The following is a 17,080-nucleotide window of genomic DNA, read 5'->3' on the forward strand; positions in this document are numbered from 1 at the left end:
CCGGCGCAGAAAGCCAAGCCTACTTCGCTCTTCTCAGCATCAATACCCCGCCCATCACCAGCGCGCTACCCAATAGCTGTAACTGGTTCATATTTTCTCCCAACAGGAAGTAGGCGATGACCGCGGTAAACACCAGCTCCAGCGACAGGATAAGGTTGGCCACCGCCAGCGGCAGGGTTTTCAGGCTGATATTGTACAGGCCAAACCCCAGCAGCGTTGGCCCTGCGGCCAGCGTGAGCAGCAACAGCCAGCCACTCCACTGAATGCCTTGAACTCCCTGGGATAGAAACCACAGGTCCCCCGCCATGCCGTGAAATGCCGCCAAGGGGAAAAATGTCAGCAAGGTGTTGAACAACCACTGATACACGGCGGAAAAACCGAATACGTACAGGATGGTATTCCACACCGGGTAGCGCCGCTCGCTGGCGATACGCCCGCCGAGGGTGTACAGGGTGTAACCAATGCCGGACAGCATGCCGACCATCAGCCCCAACAGATCAAAACGGCTGTTGCCCATGCTGTCGCCGTTACTGACCAGGAAGCAGCCACCCAGGCTGACCACGATCACCAGCAATTCGCGCAGGCTGAGGCGTTCGTTGTACATCATCCAGCCCAGGAATACGGTAAAACCGACCGAGCAGTAGGTCAAAATAGTCGCCACCGAAGCGCCATTGAGCGCCACCGACAGCGTCCATAAGCTGTTAAACAATGCCAACAGCAAACCGTAGCCAGCGTAGAACGGCACCTGTTCACGTCGCAGATAAGCCCATTGTGGTTTGAACAGCAGCAATAACGGTAACAACACCAAGGCCACCAGGGCCGCACGCCAGAAAGCCAGCACAAACGTCGGTAGATGGTAATACTCGGTCAGCGCGCGGATGATGATGGCGGTAAACGCCAACAGCATGGCACTGATTATGGCGATCACGTAACCCTGGTTGGTTCCCCGCAGGATCCCGCCACTGACCACAACTGGTTCTGCTACAACACCCGACGGTAACGACATAACACCCTCAAAATTCCACCGCTTAATTCTTTGGCGGAGATTTTAACGCGGCCAGATTTTGCCACCATAGCCACTTTGCTACGATGTTGTGCAGGCCACTTTTATCGGTGCCAAGCCTTGTTACTCTGGGATATAGTGAAAACAGACTTTTTTTGACCGGGCCAATTTCATGCACATTCCACTGGATCGTCAGCAGGACATTCCGCTGTATCTGCAGATCGAAGAAGCGCTGCGCCGCGCCATTCTTGGCGGCACCTTTGCCGATGGCGATAAATTGCCGTCAACGCGCAGCCTGGCCGCCGAGCTTTCGGTCAGCCGCCTGACGGTGGAAAGTGCCTACGCCGAACTGGCGGCCAAAGGATTGTTACAACAGCGGCGTGGCAGCGGCGCCTATGTCCGCCACCTGCAACCGGCCCCCATGCAGCAACGGCCAGCATCCAGCGAGCTATTCCCTGCGGATCGCTTCACCACCACCACGTCGCGGCTGGACGGTTATCCGGATATTCCTTTGCCGGAGCACATCATCAACTTTGCCGCTGGCGTCGGCAGCCCCAAGGTGTTCCCGCTGGAGGCGTTCCGCAAGATCCTGCTGTCGATCCTCAGCCGTCATGCGGAAGAGGCCTTCAGCTATGGTGATTATTGTGGTTACTACCCGCTGCGCGACACGCTAAGCCGGATCCTGACCGCACAAGGTATCCCCACCCGAGCCGAACAGGTGCTGATCACCAACGGCTCGCAACATGCCATCAGCCTGATTTTCCAGACGCTATTACGCCCAGGGGATACGGTGATTGTCGAAGAGCCCACCTATGCCGAAGCTCTGGGACTGCTGCGCCTGCACCAGATCAACATTGTTCCAGTGCCCAGCGATCGTCACGGTATGTGCGTTGAGCAACTGCCGGAGCTGATCGCCCGGCATCAGCCCAAAATGATCTACACCATCCCCAATTTCAATAACCCCACCGGGCGCTGTCTGAGCGAAGCCCGCCGCAGCCGCTTGCTGGCGTTGGCGCAACAGGCCGGGATAGTGATCCTGGAGGACGATTTTGTTGGCGATCTGCGTTACAACGGTAAAAGCCTGCCGTCACTGCGCGCCATGGCTCCCGCTGGCACGGTGATCTATGTCAGTACCTTCTCCAAAATGCTGCTGCCCAGTATGCGCATCGGTTATCTGGTGGCAGACAGCGAACAGTATCTGCAATTCTCACGGCTCAAACACGTCGACAGCTTTACCAGTTCTAACCTGATCCAGCGCGCGCTGGACGCCTTTGTCACCGTTGGCAGCTACGACAAGCAGCTGCGCCGGGCGGGAAGGATATACCGCCAGCACCGAGATGCTATGGTGGCTGCATTAAGCGAGCACCTGCCACCGGGCTGTCGGTTTGAAATCCCTGCGGGAGGGCTGTTTATCTGGCTGGAATTGCCACCTGCCGTAAGCACCACAACCTTGATGCCAATAGCCTGGCAACAGGGTGTCACCTTTGCCCGTGGCGAATGCTTTTATGTTGAGGAACAGCACGGCGCACATGGCTTGCGGTTGAATTTTGCCGCCAATACGCCGGAGTTGATTACCGAAGGGATCGCCCGGCTTTGCCGGGCGATTGTTGAGGTGACGGGGAATTAAACGCTGGCCCACCAGAGCCGCAGTTTCATGCCCCAATAGCTGGTCCAGCCGGTGGTGCTTTGCACCACCTTCCCCTGAGAGATCACCACGATGGTCGGCGTCACGCCAATCTGCCACTGCGCCGATAGCTTGCCCTGCTCATCGTTAACTACCGGCAGTTGCAGCTTCTTGGCCGCCAGCCATTGCTCAACCTGCTGGTCATTGCCCGAACGCAGCGCCACGGTCATTACGTTACCGCCGTTTGCCACCAGTTTGGCCACGTAAGGCGTGGTAAAGCGGCAAACCCCGCACCAGCTGGCCCAGAAATAGACCAATAAAGGCTTATCCTGGCTGAGCTGCGCCAACGACACCGGCTCTCCGTCCAGGGTTTCCAGCATTTGCTGCTCAAAGGTCAAGGGAGCCTGTGGAGCTCGCCACCAGTCCATGGCGAACGTCACGCCCAGCACGAGCAACAGCAGAATCAGCAGTTCGCGCGTCCAGCGCCGTAACCTAGCCATTTTTCACCTTCGCCAATTGCTGCTTCACTAACGCTTCCAGATCCTCATAAGACACCGCGCCCGGCAGCATCTGATCGCCAATCAGGGTGGCAGGCGTTCCCTGCACGCCAAACTGTTCCGCCAACTGCATATTGGTACGTAGCGAGGTCATGCTCTGCTCGCTAGGTGCCACCGGCTTAACGCCCGTTTTCTCTTGCGCTGCGGCGATGCTGGCGTTGTCATGAAAGCCTTTTTTCGCCATCAGGCGTTGATGCAGCGGCCAGAACTGTTCTGGATGCTGCTCCCAAGCCGTCAACGCCACCCGCGATGAGGCGATCGAGCTTTCTCCTTTGAACGGCAACAGCTTCACCACCAGCGCCACATCGGGATATTTGTTGACGATCTTCTCCAACATCGGATCAAACTGCTTACAGTACGGGCAGTTGTAATCGGTGAAGGCCACCAGCGTCAGCTTGGCATTCTTGGCCCCCAACCTTGGGCTGGCAGGATCGTCGAACAGGATTTTGCTATTTTGCTCAATCGCCTGACCGAGTTGCTGGCCGTTGGTTTGCTGCTGCCAAGCATTAACCGCTTCCGCCAGAATATCCGGGTTAGAGACCAGCGTTTCGCGGATCAGCTCTTTGATCCGCACTTCCTGCTCGGCGGTGAAAGGAGCCGCAGCCCAGACCGGGGTGACAATCAGCAGCAGTAACATCAGTAACTTGTTCATTATTGGTTTCCTTTGGCAGTAGACAGAGCTTGCAGTACGGCTTCGCGAGTGAGCAGCGGTGACAACACTTCGCCGTCTGGCAAGCCGGGGCCATAGATTTGGTTAAAGGGAACGGCAACGCTGCCGCGCTGTTGCAGGAAGGCCGAGATGCTTTCAGACGGGCGGCTCCAATCACCGCGCAGCGCCACTACATCATCAGCGCTGAGTGCTTTTTGCACATCGTCACGCAGCAATACGTTGTATTTATTCGCCTTGCAGGTCACACACCAGTCGGCGGTCACATCAACAAACACCCGTTTATTTTCAGCTAGTGCCTGTACGATCGCCTGTTCAGAAAGCGGTTGCCAGGCGATGTTGTCGTGCAACGGCTGTCGCCACTGGTTAGCGGTCAACGATCCCACCAGCAATGCCAAACCACCTACCACCAGCACGCTGGCCGTCGCGATCCCCGCTGACCGGGCACCTAACTGTTGCCACACCGCCAGCAATAAACCGAGCAGCAAGATGGCACCGACAATCAGAGTCGGCTTCACGCCGATATGGTTGGTCATCAGGCTAAGCAGCCAAAGCGAAGAAACCAGCATTAGCAAGCCCAGCGCCAACCTCATCCCGTTCATCCAGCGGCCAGGACGTGGTAGGCGTAACGCCAGCGCAGGCCAGGCGGCAATCAGCAACCAGGGCAGGCTCATGCCAATTCCCAGTGCCACAAACATGCCCCAAAGCACCGGCAACGGAGCCGCCAACGCAAACGCCACCGCCGTTCCCAGGAAAGGCGCCGAGCAAGGCGTCGCCAGCAGCGTGGCAAACGCTCCCTGCCAGAAATGACCGCTCAAGCCATGCCCGTTATGAGTAGCCAACTTGGTATTCAACGAGGAAGAGAGTTGCAGGTGGAACAGGCCGAACAGATTGGCGCTGAACAGCAGCGTCACCAGCACCATAAAGCCGATAAACCACGGGTTTTGGAATTGGATCCCCCAGCCCAGCGCGTGATTGCTCAGGCGCAACAGCGTCATCAGCAAGGCCAGCGCCATGAAGGACACCACGATCCCCAAGGAAGAGGCCAGAAATTGCCAACGCACGCTACGCCGATCGCGCTGTTCGACCTGCAATATGGAACCTAGCTTCATCCCCAGCACTGGCAGCACGCAAGGCATCAGGTTAAGAATGAAACCGCCCGCTAACGCCATCAATACCGCTTGCCACAGGGGGAAAGCCGCGGTGGAAGGCAATGCAAGCGGCCCGCCAATGGTCAGCGTAGCCTCCTGAGCGATCCCTCCATCGCTGATAACCAGCCGCAGCTGTTTACCACGCAGATCCGGTGCTGCGTCTCCCCAACCATCACTCACGGGAACTCGCGCTTGCAGACTCTCGCCATCACTGCTGACCGTTGGCTTGCCCAGATCGGCTCCTGCCAAGGTATCAAAGAACAGCTCAGGTTGTTGCCAGCCCGCGGTACGCTGCGCGCTAATCTGCAACTCACCGTTGTGATAACCGGCACGCAGGCTGTCCGCCAGCCCGCTGGCAATCGGCACCTGCCCCATCGCCTGAGCAAAGTCGTGATTGAACTTTGGATCAGCCGGGGTGGTGAGATCCAGTTTGAACGGATAATCGGTCAAGATGCAGACGTTGCTACAGGTGGATAAGGTAAGCGTACCCGCCAGTTGCTGCGGCGCAGCGCCCTTCAATACGATGGGCAGCGTAACCCGCTGCTGATAGCCCTGCGTCGAGATCCCCGCCACGTCAAAGCGCTGCGGCGTTGGCCAGAACCAGGTTGCCGGTGGTGGGTTGCCCTGCCAGGTGATTGCTGGCGCAATACCTCCTTCCCCTGGTGAGCGCCAGTAGGTTTTCCATCCTTTTTCCAGCTCAACAGCGAGCAGCACACGGGTTTCGTCCCCGTTGCTGGTGTCGGCACGCAGCCTGACTTGCGCATGATCGTTCTGCGGGCTTTGCAGCCAGCCGCTATCCGCCGCCTGTGTCGCAGGTAGCCAAAGCAATAACAGGCAAGCCAATGCCAGCCTGATGATATTCCACATAGTTGTTCTCCATAAATAAATTAGTCACTCGGTTTGGCGAGGGATTAACTCATTCACGGAACACGCATAATCGCAGATGCACCCTGAGGGTGGTGGGGGAAATAACGCGTACAGGAGGGAACGACAAGCGTGGAGCGATGATCGGGGTCAACAGGACCAGTAACATCCCCAAGCCAAACAGCACGTTTTCAAACATCACCGGTGGAGAGGCCAACAACGATTTGGCACTCAGCTCACAGGGGGTCGTGGTGGTGGCCTCTTCATCACCGCTGGCCACGGATTGGCTGACGCTGACAGAGGGCAGGCCAAGGGCCAGTTGCAAGGTATGCAAGCCCGCCATGCGCTGGGTAAGGCACGTCAGTACCACCAGGCAAGCCAGGGTTAAAAACCATTTTGCAATCCGCTGCCGATTTATCATCACGCCCTCAATGCCGTATCTGCGCCTATCTTAGCGGCGCAAACAGGATAAGCAACGATTGGCCTGTAAAGAAATGTCTGGCGGCGGTATTGATGGCACGAAATTACAGGTATCATAAGCGATTAAGCCTGTGCTTTTCGCCGGGTATGTCGACTTTATACACTGCGAAGGACTGGTGATATGCAACCGTTAAGTGGACCTGGCGCTCCTGGCGCAGCCGATCACCCTCCAACCGCTGGCAAAATCCCTCCTGCCGACGATCAACCGCTCTCCCCAGCCCAACGCACCCAGTTGGAAAAACTGATCGTCAAGATCATGGCCCTCAGCCCGGCCAAGTCCGCCGAGATCTGGGCCACGCTGCGTCATGAATTAGGGGCGGATAACCACAGCGAACTGTTGGCGCGCCATTTCCAACCGGCGGAGCAGCTACTGCAAAACCGCCTTGGCGTGGCACAACAGAGCCATGCCAGCCGCCAACTGCTGCAACAGCTCACCGAACTGTTGCCACAAGGCAATAACCGCCAGGCGGTCAGCGACTTTATCCGCCAGCAGTTTGGCCATACGGTGTTAAGCCAGTTGAGCCATCCACAGCTCCAGCAAGTGTTGAACCTGCTGCAAACCGGCGAACTGACAATCCCTCACCCGCAACAAACGGCCACCAGCGATCGTTCGCTGCTGCCTGCGGAACATCAGCACTTGCAGTTGCAGGTCACCAAGCTTAGCGCGGCCACCGGTGAGACAACGGCCAAACTCTGGCAGGCACTGTTCGATCTGGTCGGGGTAAAAATCAACGATCCGTTGCCCGCACGCCACTTCCAACTGCTCAGTCAGTTTATGCAGGTGAAATTGGCGCTCAGCCCGCAAACGGCGCCGACGCTGCAAAACCTGCTGGCGGTATTGAAACAGCCAGCAGACCAGCAAGAGCAGCAACAGCTCAATGACTATTGCCAGAGCCGCTTTAACGGCAACCTGAATACGCCGCTGACCCACGCACAGTTAAACGACGTGATCCAGCAGCTGTTTACCCGCCGTCTGGACAAGGCTGGCCACGCTCCGTCATTACACAGTGACGTCCAACAGCCACAGCCATTGCTTAACCCACTAATCGCCGCCCTGCCGCAGCCTTTACAGTCGATGTTCAGTAAGCCTCTGGCGCTGGTTGTCGGCGTTATCGTATTGATACTGGTACTGTGGGCGCTGTTTTAACAGCCGCACTCCGGTGCTTTATCCCGCCCCTGCATCGTACCCAGCTCAACACCGATGGCCACCGGATGGCCATCGCGTAGCCAGAAATCCAGCCCGCCAATCAGCTCTTTGACCCGAAAGCCAAGCTTGGCCAACTTGTATGCCCCCTGGGTGGAACCGTTACAGCCGATACCGTCGCAGTAGGTGACATAGACCTTGTCGCGATCGAGAGATGAGGTGCTGCTTTCATCCATTAAACGATGGGGAAAGCTCACCGCACCAGGAATGTGCCCGGCGGCGTACAACGCACTGGCACGGGTATCGATCACCACAATCTCGTTGACGCCATTGCGCAAATCTTCCGCCACATCCGCCGAGTCGGCGTAGAAGGCGAGCTTTGCCGCCAGATAATCCAGGCTTTGTGCCGCCGTAGCCGGGGGATAAGCCAATACCAATGAAGAGATGCTCATAATAGAACTCCAATGCATTAAGAGTGATGACAAAGTGCTTGAGTCAAATTAACCCAGTAGCAGCCAACCCACTAACGTAGCCCAGGCCAGGAACGGTATCGAATAGTAATGGAACTGCAGCCAGATCTGACGTTCTCCCGCCATCCGCAGGGCGATCAGGTTCGCCAGCGATCCGATCGCCAGGCCAAATCCCCCGGCGTTTACCGCATAGGCCACCAAGGCGCTGGACGGCACATAGTTCAGCAACAAAATGGTCGCCGGAACGTTGCTGATCACTTGAGATAAAGCGATCCCCAACGCATACACGCTACCATCCGCCAGCGAGGCAATCTGGTCAAACAGCGGTTGCACCGCCGGCAGTTGGGTCAGCAAGCCAATATTGATAAACATGGCGAGAAATACAAAGATCAGGCTCCAGTCAATCTGCAACAGCACCTGGCGAGCCAACAGCAGAAAACCGGCAAACACCAGTAACATGCCATACAACGGCACGTCCAAATCCAGGCAGATCAGAAAGGCCACGTACAGCGCGACACTGGCCAGCAACAGGCGCATTTGATAAGGATAAGGTTGGGTGTTCGGGGCTTTGACAATTTTCCGCGCCGGGAAACTGAACCAGGTGACCACCAGCAGGCTCAGCATCATGATAATGCCGAACGGTGCCATGCGCCCGATAAACTCCATAAAGGTCAGCGAAGACTTGCTCCACAGCAAAATGTTCTGCGGATTGCCAATCGGCGTCAGCAACGACCCGGCGTTAACCGCCAGTGCCTGGAAGATGATCAGGCGGCTTATCGGCAGTGAAGAGAGCTTTTTCAGCGTAATGGTCAACGGGATCACGATAAACAGCGCCACATCGTTGGTGAGGAACGACGACAGCACCGCAGCGGCACACACCAGAAACAGAGCCAGTGAGCGTTCACTTTGCAGGGTGTTCACGATCTGGCGGCCGATAAAATCGAAATAACCGCTCACCTCAACGCCTTTGGTCAGCAGCATCAACCCCAGCAGGGTCATGATGGTGCGCCAATCGATAAAGCCAGAGAGTACACTCAGCGACTGTGGCCCAATGGCGTACAACAACATCCCCATCAGCAGCAACGCATGCAGGAAGCGGTCATGCAAAAATGGCCTCAACAAACTGGTCACCGCATTTGAACTCATGGATTTACTCTTATTTTTCAAGCTAAGGCTGGAAAACGACGTTAGCCGAAGCTCTTGAATTACGCCAGTAAAAAAGCACGTTGCCCTTTCCATTTATCGTATTTTGTTTTATACCCGTCGTCTTTCCCTGCTTTTAGGATTTTCTATGGCCAATTCCATTGCCAAAAGGCTGCTGCTCAGCGCGGCGCTGATGCTGCTAGCCGCCTGTAACGATGCCAACACCCGCCCCCAGATCGACATCGAAGGCAAAACCATGGGGACGTTCTATAGCGTAAAGGTCAGCGGCACTATCACCGAGAGCAAACAACAATTGCAGCAGGAGATCGATGCGCTGCTGGAGCAGGCCAACGACGATATTTCCACTTACCGCCCCGATTCGGTGTTATCCCGCTTCAACCAGAGCACCTCTGCCGATCCGCAGCCCATCCCCCGTGGAATGGCCGATATCATCCTCACCGCTCAGCGCATTGGCCGTGATACCGGGGGCGCGATGGATATCACCGTCGGCCCGTTGGTCAACCTGTGGGGTTTCGGCCCGGATAAGCGGGCCGTCAAAGTCCCCAGCCAGCAGCAAATCGATGCAGCCCGTCAGCATATTGGTTTGCAGCATCTGAAACTGCTGAGCGACAGCCGGGGTGAATGGCTGCAAAAAGATCTGCCTGAGATGTATGTCGATCTCTCCACGCTAGGCGAAGGTTACGGCGTGGATCAGTTGGTCCAGTTGATGGCGCGCAAAGGCATCACCAACTATCTGGTATCGGTGGGCGGAGCCGTTTCATCACGCGGCGTGAATGGCCAGAACAAGCCTTGGCGGGTGGCGATCCAAAAGCCTACCGACCGGGAAAATGCGGTGCAGGCGCTGGTGGATTTGCAAGGTTACGGCATCAGCACTGCGGGGAGTTACCGCAACTATTTCGAACAGGACGGCCAGCGCTATTCCCACGTGATCGATCCCGTCACCGGACGGCCTATCACCCATAAGCTGGTTTCCGTTACGGTGATTGCCCCTACGGCGCTGGAGGCCGACGGTTGGGATACCGGGTTGATGGTGCTGGGTACGGAAAAAGCGCTGAAACTGGCCGAAGAGAAAGGATTGGCGGTGTATCTGATCAGCAAAACCGATAACGGATTCAACGCAGTGATGACGCCGCAGTTTAAGGCATTTTTAGTGCAGTAACCCTGTGAAATCCCCCCAGCAGGGGGGATTTACGCTCGTTATCGGTGAATTTACTCTACTTTCTCACCAGGTTTTTCATCCTTTCTGTGCAGCAGCGAATACACCGCCGGGATCACCAGCATCGATAGCAATGGCGCACTCACCATACCGCCAATCATCGGTGCGGCAATCCGCTGCATCACCTCTGAGCCAGCACCACCGCCCCACATAATCGGCAGCAAACCGGCCATAATGGTCGCCACCGTCATCACCTTGGGTCTGACGCGCAACACCGCCCCCTCGCTAATTGCCACCATCAGTTGCTGATGACTCAACGGCTGGCCCGGTTGACGATGTTTCGCCAGCGCCTGATTAAGGTACAGCACCATAATCACGCCAAACTCTGCCGCTACCCCGGCAAGGGCAATAAAGCCCACCGCCCCCGCCACCGACAGGTTGTAATCGAGCAGATACAACAGCCAGACTCCACCTATCAGCGCAAACGGCAGCGTCGCCATGATCAGCAGCGCATCGCTCACGCTGTTGAAGGTGACAAACAGCAACACAAAGATGATCGCCAGCGTCACCGGCAGCACAATCTTCAACTGGGCGCTGGCGCGTTCCAGATACTCAAACTGCCCGGACCAACTGAGGGAAACCCCGGCAGGCAGCTTCACCTGCTGCGCCACCACCTGTTGCATCTCCTCCACCGCCGATTTCAAATCGCGCCCGCGCAGATCGACATAGATCCAATCGGAAAGCCGGGCATTCTCGCTTTTCAGCATCGGTGGCCCTTCGGTGATGCGAATATCCGCCAGTTCTGCCAAAGGTACTTGCCCACCGGTCGCCGTCACCACCGGTAATTCACGCAGCTTTTGCAGCGAATCACGGATCTCCCTTGGGTAACGGACGTTGATCGGATAACGCGCGCGCCCTTCAATGGTTTCAGCGATGTTTTCCCCTCCCACCAACGTGGCAACCACTGATTGCAGCTCTTTCACCGAAACACCGTAACGCGCTGCACGCTGACGATCGATATCGATATCCACATAGCGCCCTCCGGCCAGGCGCTCCGCCAGCGCGGAAGTCACACCCGGAACCTGCTTCACCACCTGCTCAATCTGGCTGGCCGCCAGCTCGATATCGGCAATATTGCTGCCGTTGACCTTGATGCCTACCGGACTTTTGATGCCGGTCGCCAGCATATCCAGACGGTTACGGATCGGCGGCACCCAGACGTTGGCAATGCCGGGCACCTTGACCACGCTGTCCAGTTCGGCCACCAGTTTGTCCATCGTCATGCCGGGCCGCCACTGGTCGCGGGGCTTAAAGCGAATGGTGGTTTCCAGCATGGTCAACGGGGCCGGATCGGTTGCCGTCTCCGCCCGCCCGGCCTTGCCAAAGACCGTGTCCACTTCCGGTACGGTTTTGATCAAGCGGTCGGTCAGTTGCAGAAGCCGTGCCGCTTCACGGGCCGAGATCCCTGGCAGCGTCGAAGGCATATACAGCAGATCCCCTTCGTCCAACGGTGGCATAAACTCGCTGCCCAGACGGCTGAGTGGGAATAAGGTCAGCACCAACAGCAGAGCGGAAATCCCCAGGGTGGTTTTAGGCCGTGCCAGCACCGCCGCCAGCAACGGCTGATACATGCGGATCAACCAACGATTGATCGGATTGGCATGTTCGTCCGGAATACGGCCCCGGATAAAATAGCCCATCAGCACCGGTACCAGCGTGATGCCCAACCCCGCGGATACCGCCATCGCATAGGTCTTGGTGAACGCCAGCGGCGCAAACATCCGCCCTTCCTGTGCCTGTAGCGAAAACACCGGGATAAACGACAGGGTGATGATCAACAGACTACAGAACAGCGCAGGGCCAACCTCAACCGCCGCCTGCTCTGAGATGTGCCAGTAATCTTTTGAGGTGGGCTGCTGGCCGGGATGACGTTGCCGCCACTGCTCCAGCACCTTGTGCATGTTTTCGATCATCACGATCGCCGCATCCACCATCGCGCCGATGGCAATGGCGATCCCTCCCAACGACATGATGTTGGCGTTAACGCCTTGATAGTGCATCACCACAAAGGCGCCCAGGATCCCCAGCGGCAGAGTCACCATCGCCACCAGCGCCGAACGGAAGTGGGACAGGAACAAGGCGCACACCACCGCGACCACCAGGAACTCTTCCAACAGCTTGAATGACAGCGTATCGATCGCGTGCTCGATCAGTTGCGATCGGTCATAAACCGGTACAATCTCCACGCCCGGCGGCAGGGTGTGCTGAAGCTGTTGCAGCTTGGCCTTCAGCGCATTAATGGTTTCCAGCGCATTCTTACCGTAACGCATCACCACAATGCCGCCCGCCACCTCACCTTCACCGTTGAGCTCCGCCACGCCACGGCGGATTTCCGGCCCCTCACGTAGCTCTGCCACCTGCGACAGCAGGATCGGCACACCGTCGCGCGCAGTGATCACCACGTTATTAAAGTCGGCGAGTTTTTTCAGGTAGCCGGAGGTACGCACCATATACTCAGCCTCCCCCATTTCCAGCAGCGCACCACCGCCTTCCTGGTTGGCATCCTGAATGGCGCTCACCACCTGCTGATGGGTAATGTTCAGCGCCCGCATACTTTGCGGATTTAATATCACCTGATATTGCCGCACCATGCCGCCAACGCTGGCCACTTCCGCCACGTTAGGCACGGTTTTCAGCTCAAACTTGAGCGTCCAGTCCTGCAAGGCGCGTAAATCCGCCAGGCTGTGTTTACCAGTACGATCGACCAGCGCATACTCATAGACCCAGCCAACGCCGGTTGCATCCGGGCCCAGCGCCACTTTAACCTGTGGCGGCAGAGAGGACTGGACCTGGCTGAGTGACTCCAACACCCGCGAACGCGCCCAGTAAGGATCGGTACCGTCTGCAAACAGAATGTAGACATAGGCATCGCCGAACATGGAGAAGCCCCGCACCGTGCTGGCTCCCGGCACCGTTAGCATGGTGGTGGTCAGCGGGTAGGTCACCTGATCTTCTATTACCTGCGGCGCCTTGCCCGGATAGGTCGCCCGGACGATCACCTGCACGTCAGAGAGATCGGGCAGCGCATCCAGCGGCGCCTTCTGCAACGCCCATACGCCCCACCCGGCCAGCAATATCGAAGCCAGTAATACCAACAGGCGATTGCGTATCGACCAGCGGATCACGGAGGCGATCATTGGTGGCCTCCTTGCGGCATGATTTGGCTGATGTGCGAGCCGTTTTCATCCACGCTAAAATGGAACATCACCTTGCTGCCGATGCCAATCCCGGCGGGTAAGCCACCCGCTGGCAAGGTAAAATCCATGGTCATCGCGGGCCATTGCAACTCTGCGACCGGATCGTGCGACAGCGTGACGGTATCATTATCCACCGCCTCGACTACGCCCAGCGTCTGATACTGTTTTCCCCCCTCCTGCGTGGCCATCTGCGGCAAGGCGCTGCGCATGCTGGCTTCGGAATCAATCAGGAACTGGCCTGAAGTCACCACCTGTTGCCCGGCTTGCAGACCCTGTTTGATTTCTACCCAGCCGTCCTGTGCCAGGCCGGCGATAACATCAACCGGAGCAAAATGGCCGTTACCTTCCGCCACCAGCACCCGGTTGCGATCGCCACTGCCAATCAGCGCCTCCTGCGGGATAGCCAGCACCGGCTTGGCCCCGGCGTTTTGCGCCAGTTGCACCTGCAAATACATGCCCGGCTTCAGGCGCTGTTGGGGATTTTTCAGCACGATACGCGCTTTAAAGGTGCGGGTAAGCGGATCGACATTAGGCAGCAGCTCGCTTACCTCGCCAGTAAAACGTTCACCCGGCCAACTGGCGGAGCTGGCTGCTACCGCATCGCCCACCTGCAACAGCCCGGCCTGCGCCTGCGGGTAATCAATCACCATCCACACCGGATCGAGACTGGCCAACTCAAACAGGCCCTGCGTCGCGGTGACCTGCATCCCTTCCCGTGCGTCCAGCTTGTTGATAAACCCGCTCTCTGGTGCGGTAATGGTAATGCGGGTCTGGGGTTGGCCGCTGCGTTCAACCTGGCGAATGATGGCTTCAGGCATAAACTGCAATGCCAGGCGCTGGCGGGCGGCAGAGGTCAGTGCGCTATCGCCCAGTTTGCGGATCGCCAGGTATTCCTGCTGTGCAGCACTCCAGTCCGGGATCCATAGCTGTGCCAACGCTTGCCCTTTCTTTACCTGTTGCTGGCTGGCACGCACATAGAGTTTGTCTATCAGACCGTTGGCACGTGCGGCAATAACCTGCACGCCACGTTCATCGGTGGCAACGCTGCCATAGGCATCAAGCTGCAAATTCAGTTCACGCAGTTGTGCAGCCGTTGTACGCACACCCAGATTCTGCTGTTGGCGGGCGCTGATGGTGACACCACCGTCATCCTGCTGCTCATCGACATAGCGTGGCACCAGTTCCATATCCATAAACGGCGATTTGCCCGGCTTATCAAAACGCTGGCCTGGCACCATCGGATCGTACCAATACAGCACCTGCCGTTCGGCACCGCCGCTAGCAGGTTGCGCCGCAGTTCTTTCCCCGGCCAACCAGTAACCGCCCATAGCACCGCCCAATAAGGCGGCTAACAGCGTCAGGCTAAAACGCATTTTCATTACATTGCCTCCTGCACGGTGAGATAACGGATGGCTGCCCACAGCTGCGCCAATTCACGCGCAGCCTTACCGGCGCTCAGACGACTATCGAGCAAGGCCCGGCGCGCTTCCAACACCGAGGAGAGATCGCTTTTGCCACTGCGGTATTGCGCCAGTTGCAGTGCCACGCGCTGTTGTTGCAGTGGGATCGCTTGCTGCTGTTGACGCTGCCATTGCGCCTGTGCAGCCTGATACTGCGCCAACAGAGTATCTAGCTGGGCCTGATGGTCGCGGATCAATAACGTCAACTGATCGTTGGCCTCCATCGAACGGGAAACGTCGGCGGCATAGTCCTTATCCTGCCGCTGGGAGCGGAACAGCGGCAGATCGACGGTAAACATCACGCCCGCCATATTCTCATAGCCATCGGCCCGTTTGCCATACGACACCTCTATGCCCACATCAGGAATGGCGGCCACCTCGGACTGTGCCGATCGCGCCTTGGCCACATCGGCCTCACGGCTTGCCTGCACTACCTCCGGATGCTGTTTGATCGCTTGTCGCAACAGGTTGCTCTCGGCGGGCAGGCGCTCGAAACGTGGCAACGGCCCACCGATCCCCTCAACCTGCTGCCCGGTCAACTGGGTCAAGCGCGCCTGGGCGATGGTGACGTCACGCTGCGCCTCGCTGAGCCGGTCCTGCATCGCCAACAGCGTCAAGCGAGCATCGATGACGTTAGCGGCGGGCGAACTGCCACTGGCCACTCCGGCATGTTGGGCGGCGATTTGCTTTTCACTTTCTTTGAGCAAAGCCGTGGCATCTTTCAGCGTCTGCTGGCTCAACGCCAGTTCCAACCAGGCCTGTGCCGTCTGCTGCTGCAAGCGGGCACGGATTGTCGCACTGTTGGCCTCGGTTTTACCGGCCTCGGCACGCAGGGTATCCGCCTTACGCTGGCGCTTGGTACTGCTGACGTAATCCTGCATGATGCCAACCCGCTCCATGGTCATCCCTTCACGGGTAAAACGCCGGGCGTTACCACCTTGTACCGGCACGTTTTCAATGCCGAATTTCAGCTTGGGATCGGGCAGTTCCATCGCCGAATCCGCCATGTTTTGCAACGCATTCACCTGATGCTGGTTGGCCGAAAGCTCGGCGGAATAGCGCTCCGCCGCCGCCAACGATTGCTCCAACGTCAGGCCGGTTGCCTGCGCACTCGCCGTCCAACAGGCGAGCAGCAGCCAGCCCACCCGCAAGGGGTGAGAAAGTAGTCTGGACATGGTGCCCCCGTTAGTCTTGGCTGGCGCGGATGGCGGTCAGCTGATAGCCGCCGTCAACCTGACGGAAGCTGAACTCCACCGCAGTCCCGGCAGCCAAAGCAGGCAATGGCGGCTGTGGCTGAAGGAAATTCATGGTCATCGGCGGCCAGTTCAAGGCAGGGATGGCTGGGTGGGCGAGCGATACTTTCTGCTCACCCCAGGCCTTAACGGTCCCTTTAGAGTGATAGACGGCGGCGTCTTGGCTGGCATGTTGGTGATGTTGCATCTCCGCAGCGGAGACGAATGAAGAGAACATCAGAGAGATGAAAACGGCAGTGATCAGATTACGCATAACGATAGCTCCATAGAATAGACAAAAACAACTCAGGTCACCGTGCTGGACGGCAAAGCGGTTGGTTTGGCTATTCACGGAAGCGGCAGAAGACGATCTCTGCCGGTGGGCCTGCTATCGGAGGGGTTTGCCAATCGAGGCGGGAGAACTGTGCCTGGGGCTGAGGATCGGCAACCAACAGCTCACTGCTGGCAGGTATTACTGCCGCCAGGGCAAGATTACCGTGGTCTTGCTGTGCCGTATCTGGAACGCAGTGCTTTTCACACAGCGGCCCTTCGGCCTGCATCATCTCATTGGCTAGCGGATCGGCGGCCTGCATATGCATCGTATGCTGCGCGGCTGGCGCAACGGTGGTGAGTTGCAGGTTGCAGTGATGGCTGGCGATCGCCAGTTGGCTGTTGAGCAGTAGCCAGCAGACGGCCAATAGCCATGCTGTGGCCCGCTTCTTGGCGAAGCGCAACCGGTGCATAGATATTGAGATGGACGCCAAAGCCGACATGCAAAAATTCCAGAGTAAGAAACTGTGCTGAGTATATCGGCAGTAAATCGTCACAGGAACGGAATTTACACCCGCTGA

Annotated in this window: 15 protein-coding genes; 3 read left to right on the forward strand and 12 right to left on the reverse strand. The window is 57.7% G+C overall.

Going from position 1 to position 17,080, the window contains the following annotated elements:
• Positions 1-19: 19 nt before the first annotated feature.
• Positions 20-1,006 carry a DMT family transporter gene (locus KGP21_RS19780; protein ID WP_094982003.1) on the reverse strand — a complete coding sequence of 329 codons (987 nt, stop codon included), beginning with the start codon at positions 1,004-1,006 and terminating at the stop codon, positions 20-22.
• A gap of 169 nt (positions 1,007-1,175) precedes the next feature.
• Between KGP21_RS19780 and KGP21_RS19785 the strand changes: the two genes are divergently transcribed.
• A complete protein-coding gene (locus tag KGP21_RS19785) occupies positions 1,176-2,630 on the forward strand; it encodes a PLP-dependent aminotransferase family protein (protein ID WP_223536077.1) in 1,455 nt (484 codons plus the stop codon).
• Here KGP21_RS19785 and KGP21_RS19790 read toward each other — a convergent pair.
• From KGP21_RS19790 to KGP21_RS19805, 4 genes are read right to left on the reverse strand one after another with little or no spacing between them, the layout of a single operon-like run.
• Complete coding sequence (locus KGP21_RS19790; protein WP_021178592.1) at positions 2,627-3,127, reverse strand: protein disulfide oxidoreductase; 501 nt, start codon at positions 3,125-3,127, stop codon at positions 2,627-2,629. The genes KGP21_RS19785 and KGP21_RS19790 overlap by 4 nt on opposite strands.
• Positions 3,120-3,836 (reverse strand): DsbA family protein, encoded by a 717-nt coding sequence (locus tag KGP21_RS19795; RefSeq protein WP_223536078.1) that lies wholly within the window; start codon positions 3,834-3,836, stop codon positions 3,120-3,122. Before KGP21_RS19795 ends, KGP21_RS19790 begins: the two co-directional genes overlap by 8 nt.
• Complete coding sequence (locus KGP21_RS19800) at positions 3,836-5,869, reverse strand: protein-disulfide reductase DsbD (protein ID WP_223536080.1); 2,034 nt, start codon at positions 5,867-5,869, stop codon at positions 3,836-3,838. Before KGP21_RS19800 ends, KGP21_RS19795 begins: the two co-directional genes overlap by 1 nt.
• Before the next feature lie 49 nt (positions 5,870-5,918).
• Entirely contained in the window at positions 5,919-6,287 is a 369-nt protein-coding gene (locus tag KGP21_RS19805) for a copper resistance protein (protein ID WP_166733032.1), read from the reverse strand.
• A 180-nt stretch (positions 6,288-6,467) separates the two neighbouring features.
• Between KGP21_RS19805 and flk the strand changes: the two genes are divergently transcribed.
• The gene (gene flk, locus KGP21_RS19810) at positions 6,468-7,493 is read left to right on the forward strand and encodes a flagella biosynthesis regulator Flk (protein WP_115158230.1); all 1,026 of its coding nucleotides are present in this window, start codon (positions 6,468-6,470) and stop codon (positions 7,491-7,493) included.
• Here the strand turns inward: flk and KGP21_RS19815 are convergent.
• Positions 7,490-7,942 (reverse strand): rhodanese-like domain-containing protein, encoded by a 453-nt coding sequence (locus KGP21_RS19815; RefSeq protein WP_021806043.1) that lies wholly within the window; start codon positions 7,940-7,942, stop codon positions 7,490-7,492. The genes flk and KGP21_RS19815 overlap by 4 nt on opposite strands.
• A 48-nt stretch (positions 7,943-7,990) precedes the next feature.
• A complete protein-coding gene (locus KGP21_RS19820; protein ID WP_021806044.1) occupies positions 7,991-9,106 on the reverse strand; it encodes an SLC13 family permease in 1,116 nt (371 codons plus the stop codon).
• A 145-nt stretch (positions 9,107-9,251) separates the two neighbouring features.
• On the opposite strand from KGP21_RS19820, the gene apbE reads away from it, so the two are divergent.
• Complete coding sequence (gene apbE / locus KGP21_RS19825) at positions 9,252-10,283, forward strand: FAD:protein FMN transferase ApbE (protein ID WP_223536081.1); 1,032 nt, start codon at positions 9,252-9,254, stop codon at positions 10,281-10,283.
• A 50-nt stretch (positions 10,284-10,333) separates the two neighbouring features.
• Here the strand turns inward: apbE and KGP21_RS19830 are convergent, their stop codons facing one another.
• The 5 genes from KGP21_RS19830 to KGP21_RS19850 all read right to left on the reverse strand — a co-directional run bounded on the left by KGP21_RS19830 (position 10,334) and on the right by KGP21_RS19850 (position 17,002).
• The gene (locus tag KGP21_RS19830) at positions 10,334-13,477 is read right to left on the reverse strand and encodes an efflux RND transporter permease subunit (protein ID WP_223536083.1); all 3,144 of its coding nucleotides are present in this window, start codon (positions 13,475-13,477) and stop codon (positions 10,334-10,336) included.
• Complete coding sequence (locus KGP21_RS19835) at positions 13,474-14,916, reverse strand: efflux RND transporter periplasmic adaptor subunit (protein ID WP_223536085.1); 1,443 nt, start codon at positions 14,914-14,916, stop codon at positions 13,474-13,476. Before KGP21_RS19835 ends, KGP21_RS19830 begins: the two co-directional genes overlap by 4 nt.
• On the reverse strand, positions 14,916-16,172 hold the full coding sequence (locus KGP21_RS19840) for a TolC family protein (protein WP_223536087.1): 1,257 nt from the start codon (positions 16,170-16,172) through the stop codon (positions 14,916-14,918). Before KGP21_RS19840 ends, KGP21_RS19835 begins: the two co-directional genes overlap by 1 nt.
• A gap of 10 nt (positions 16,173-16,182) precedes the next feature.
• Positions 16,183-16,503, reverse strand: a complete 321-nt coding sequence (locus KGP21_RS19845) for a copper-binding protein (RefSeq protein ID WP_059201355.1) — start codon at positions 16,501-16,503, stop codon at positions 16,183-16,185.
• A gap of 70 nt (positions 16,504-16,573) precedes the next feature.
• Positions 16,574-17,002: a hypothetical protein gene (locus KGP21_RS19850; protein ID WP_059201356.1), complete on the reverse strand. Its 429-nt coding sequence runs from the start codon at positions 17,000-17,002 to the stop codon at positions 16,574-16,576.
• Positions 17,003-17,080 lie beyond the last annotated feature (78 nt).

This window comes from Serratia sp. JSRIV004, from assembly GCF_019968705.1.
GTDB lineage: Bacteria > Pseudomonadota > Gammaproteobacteria > Enterobacterales > Enterobacteriaceae > Chania > Chania fonticola_B.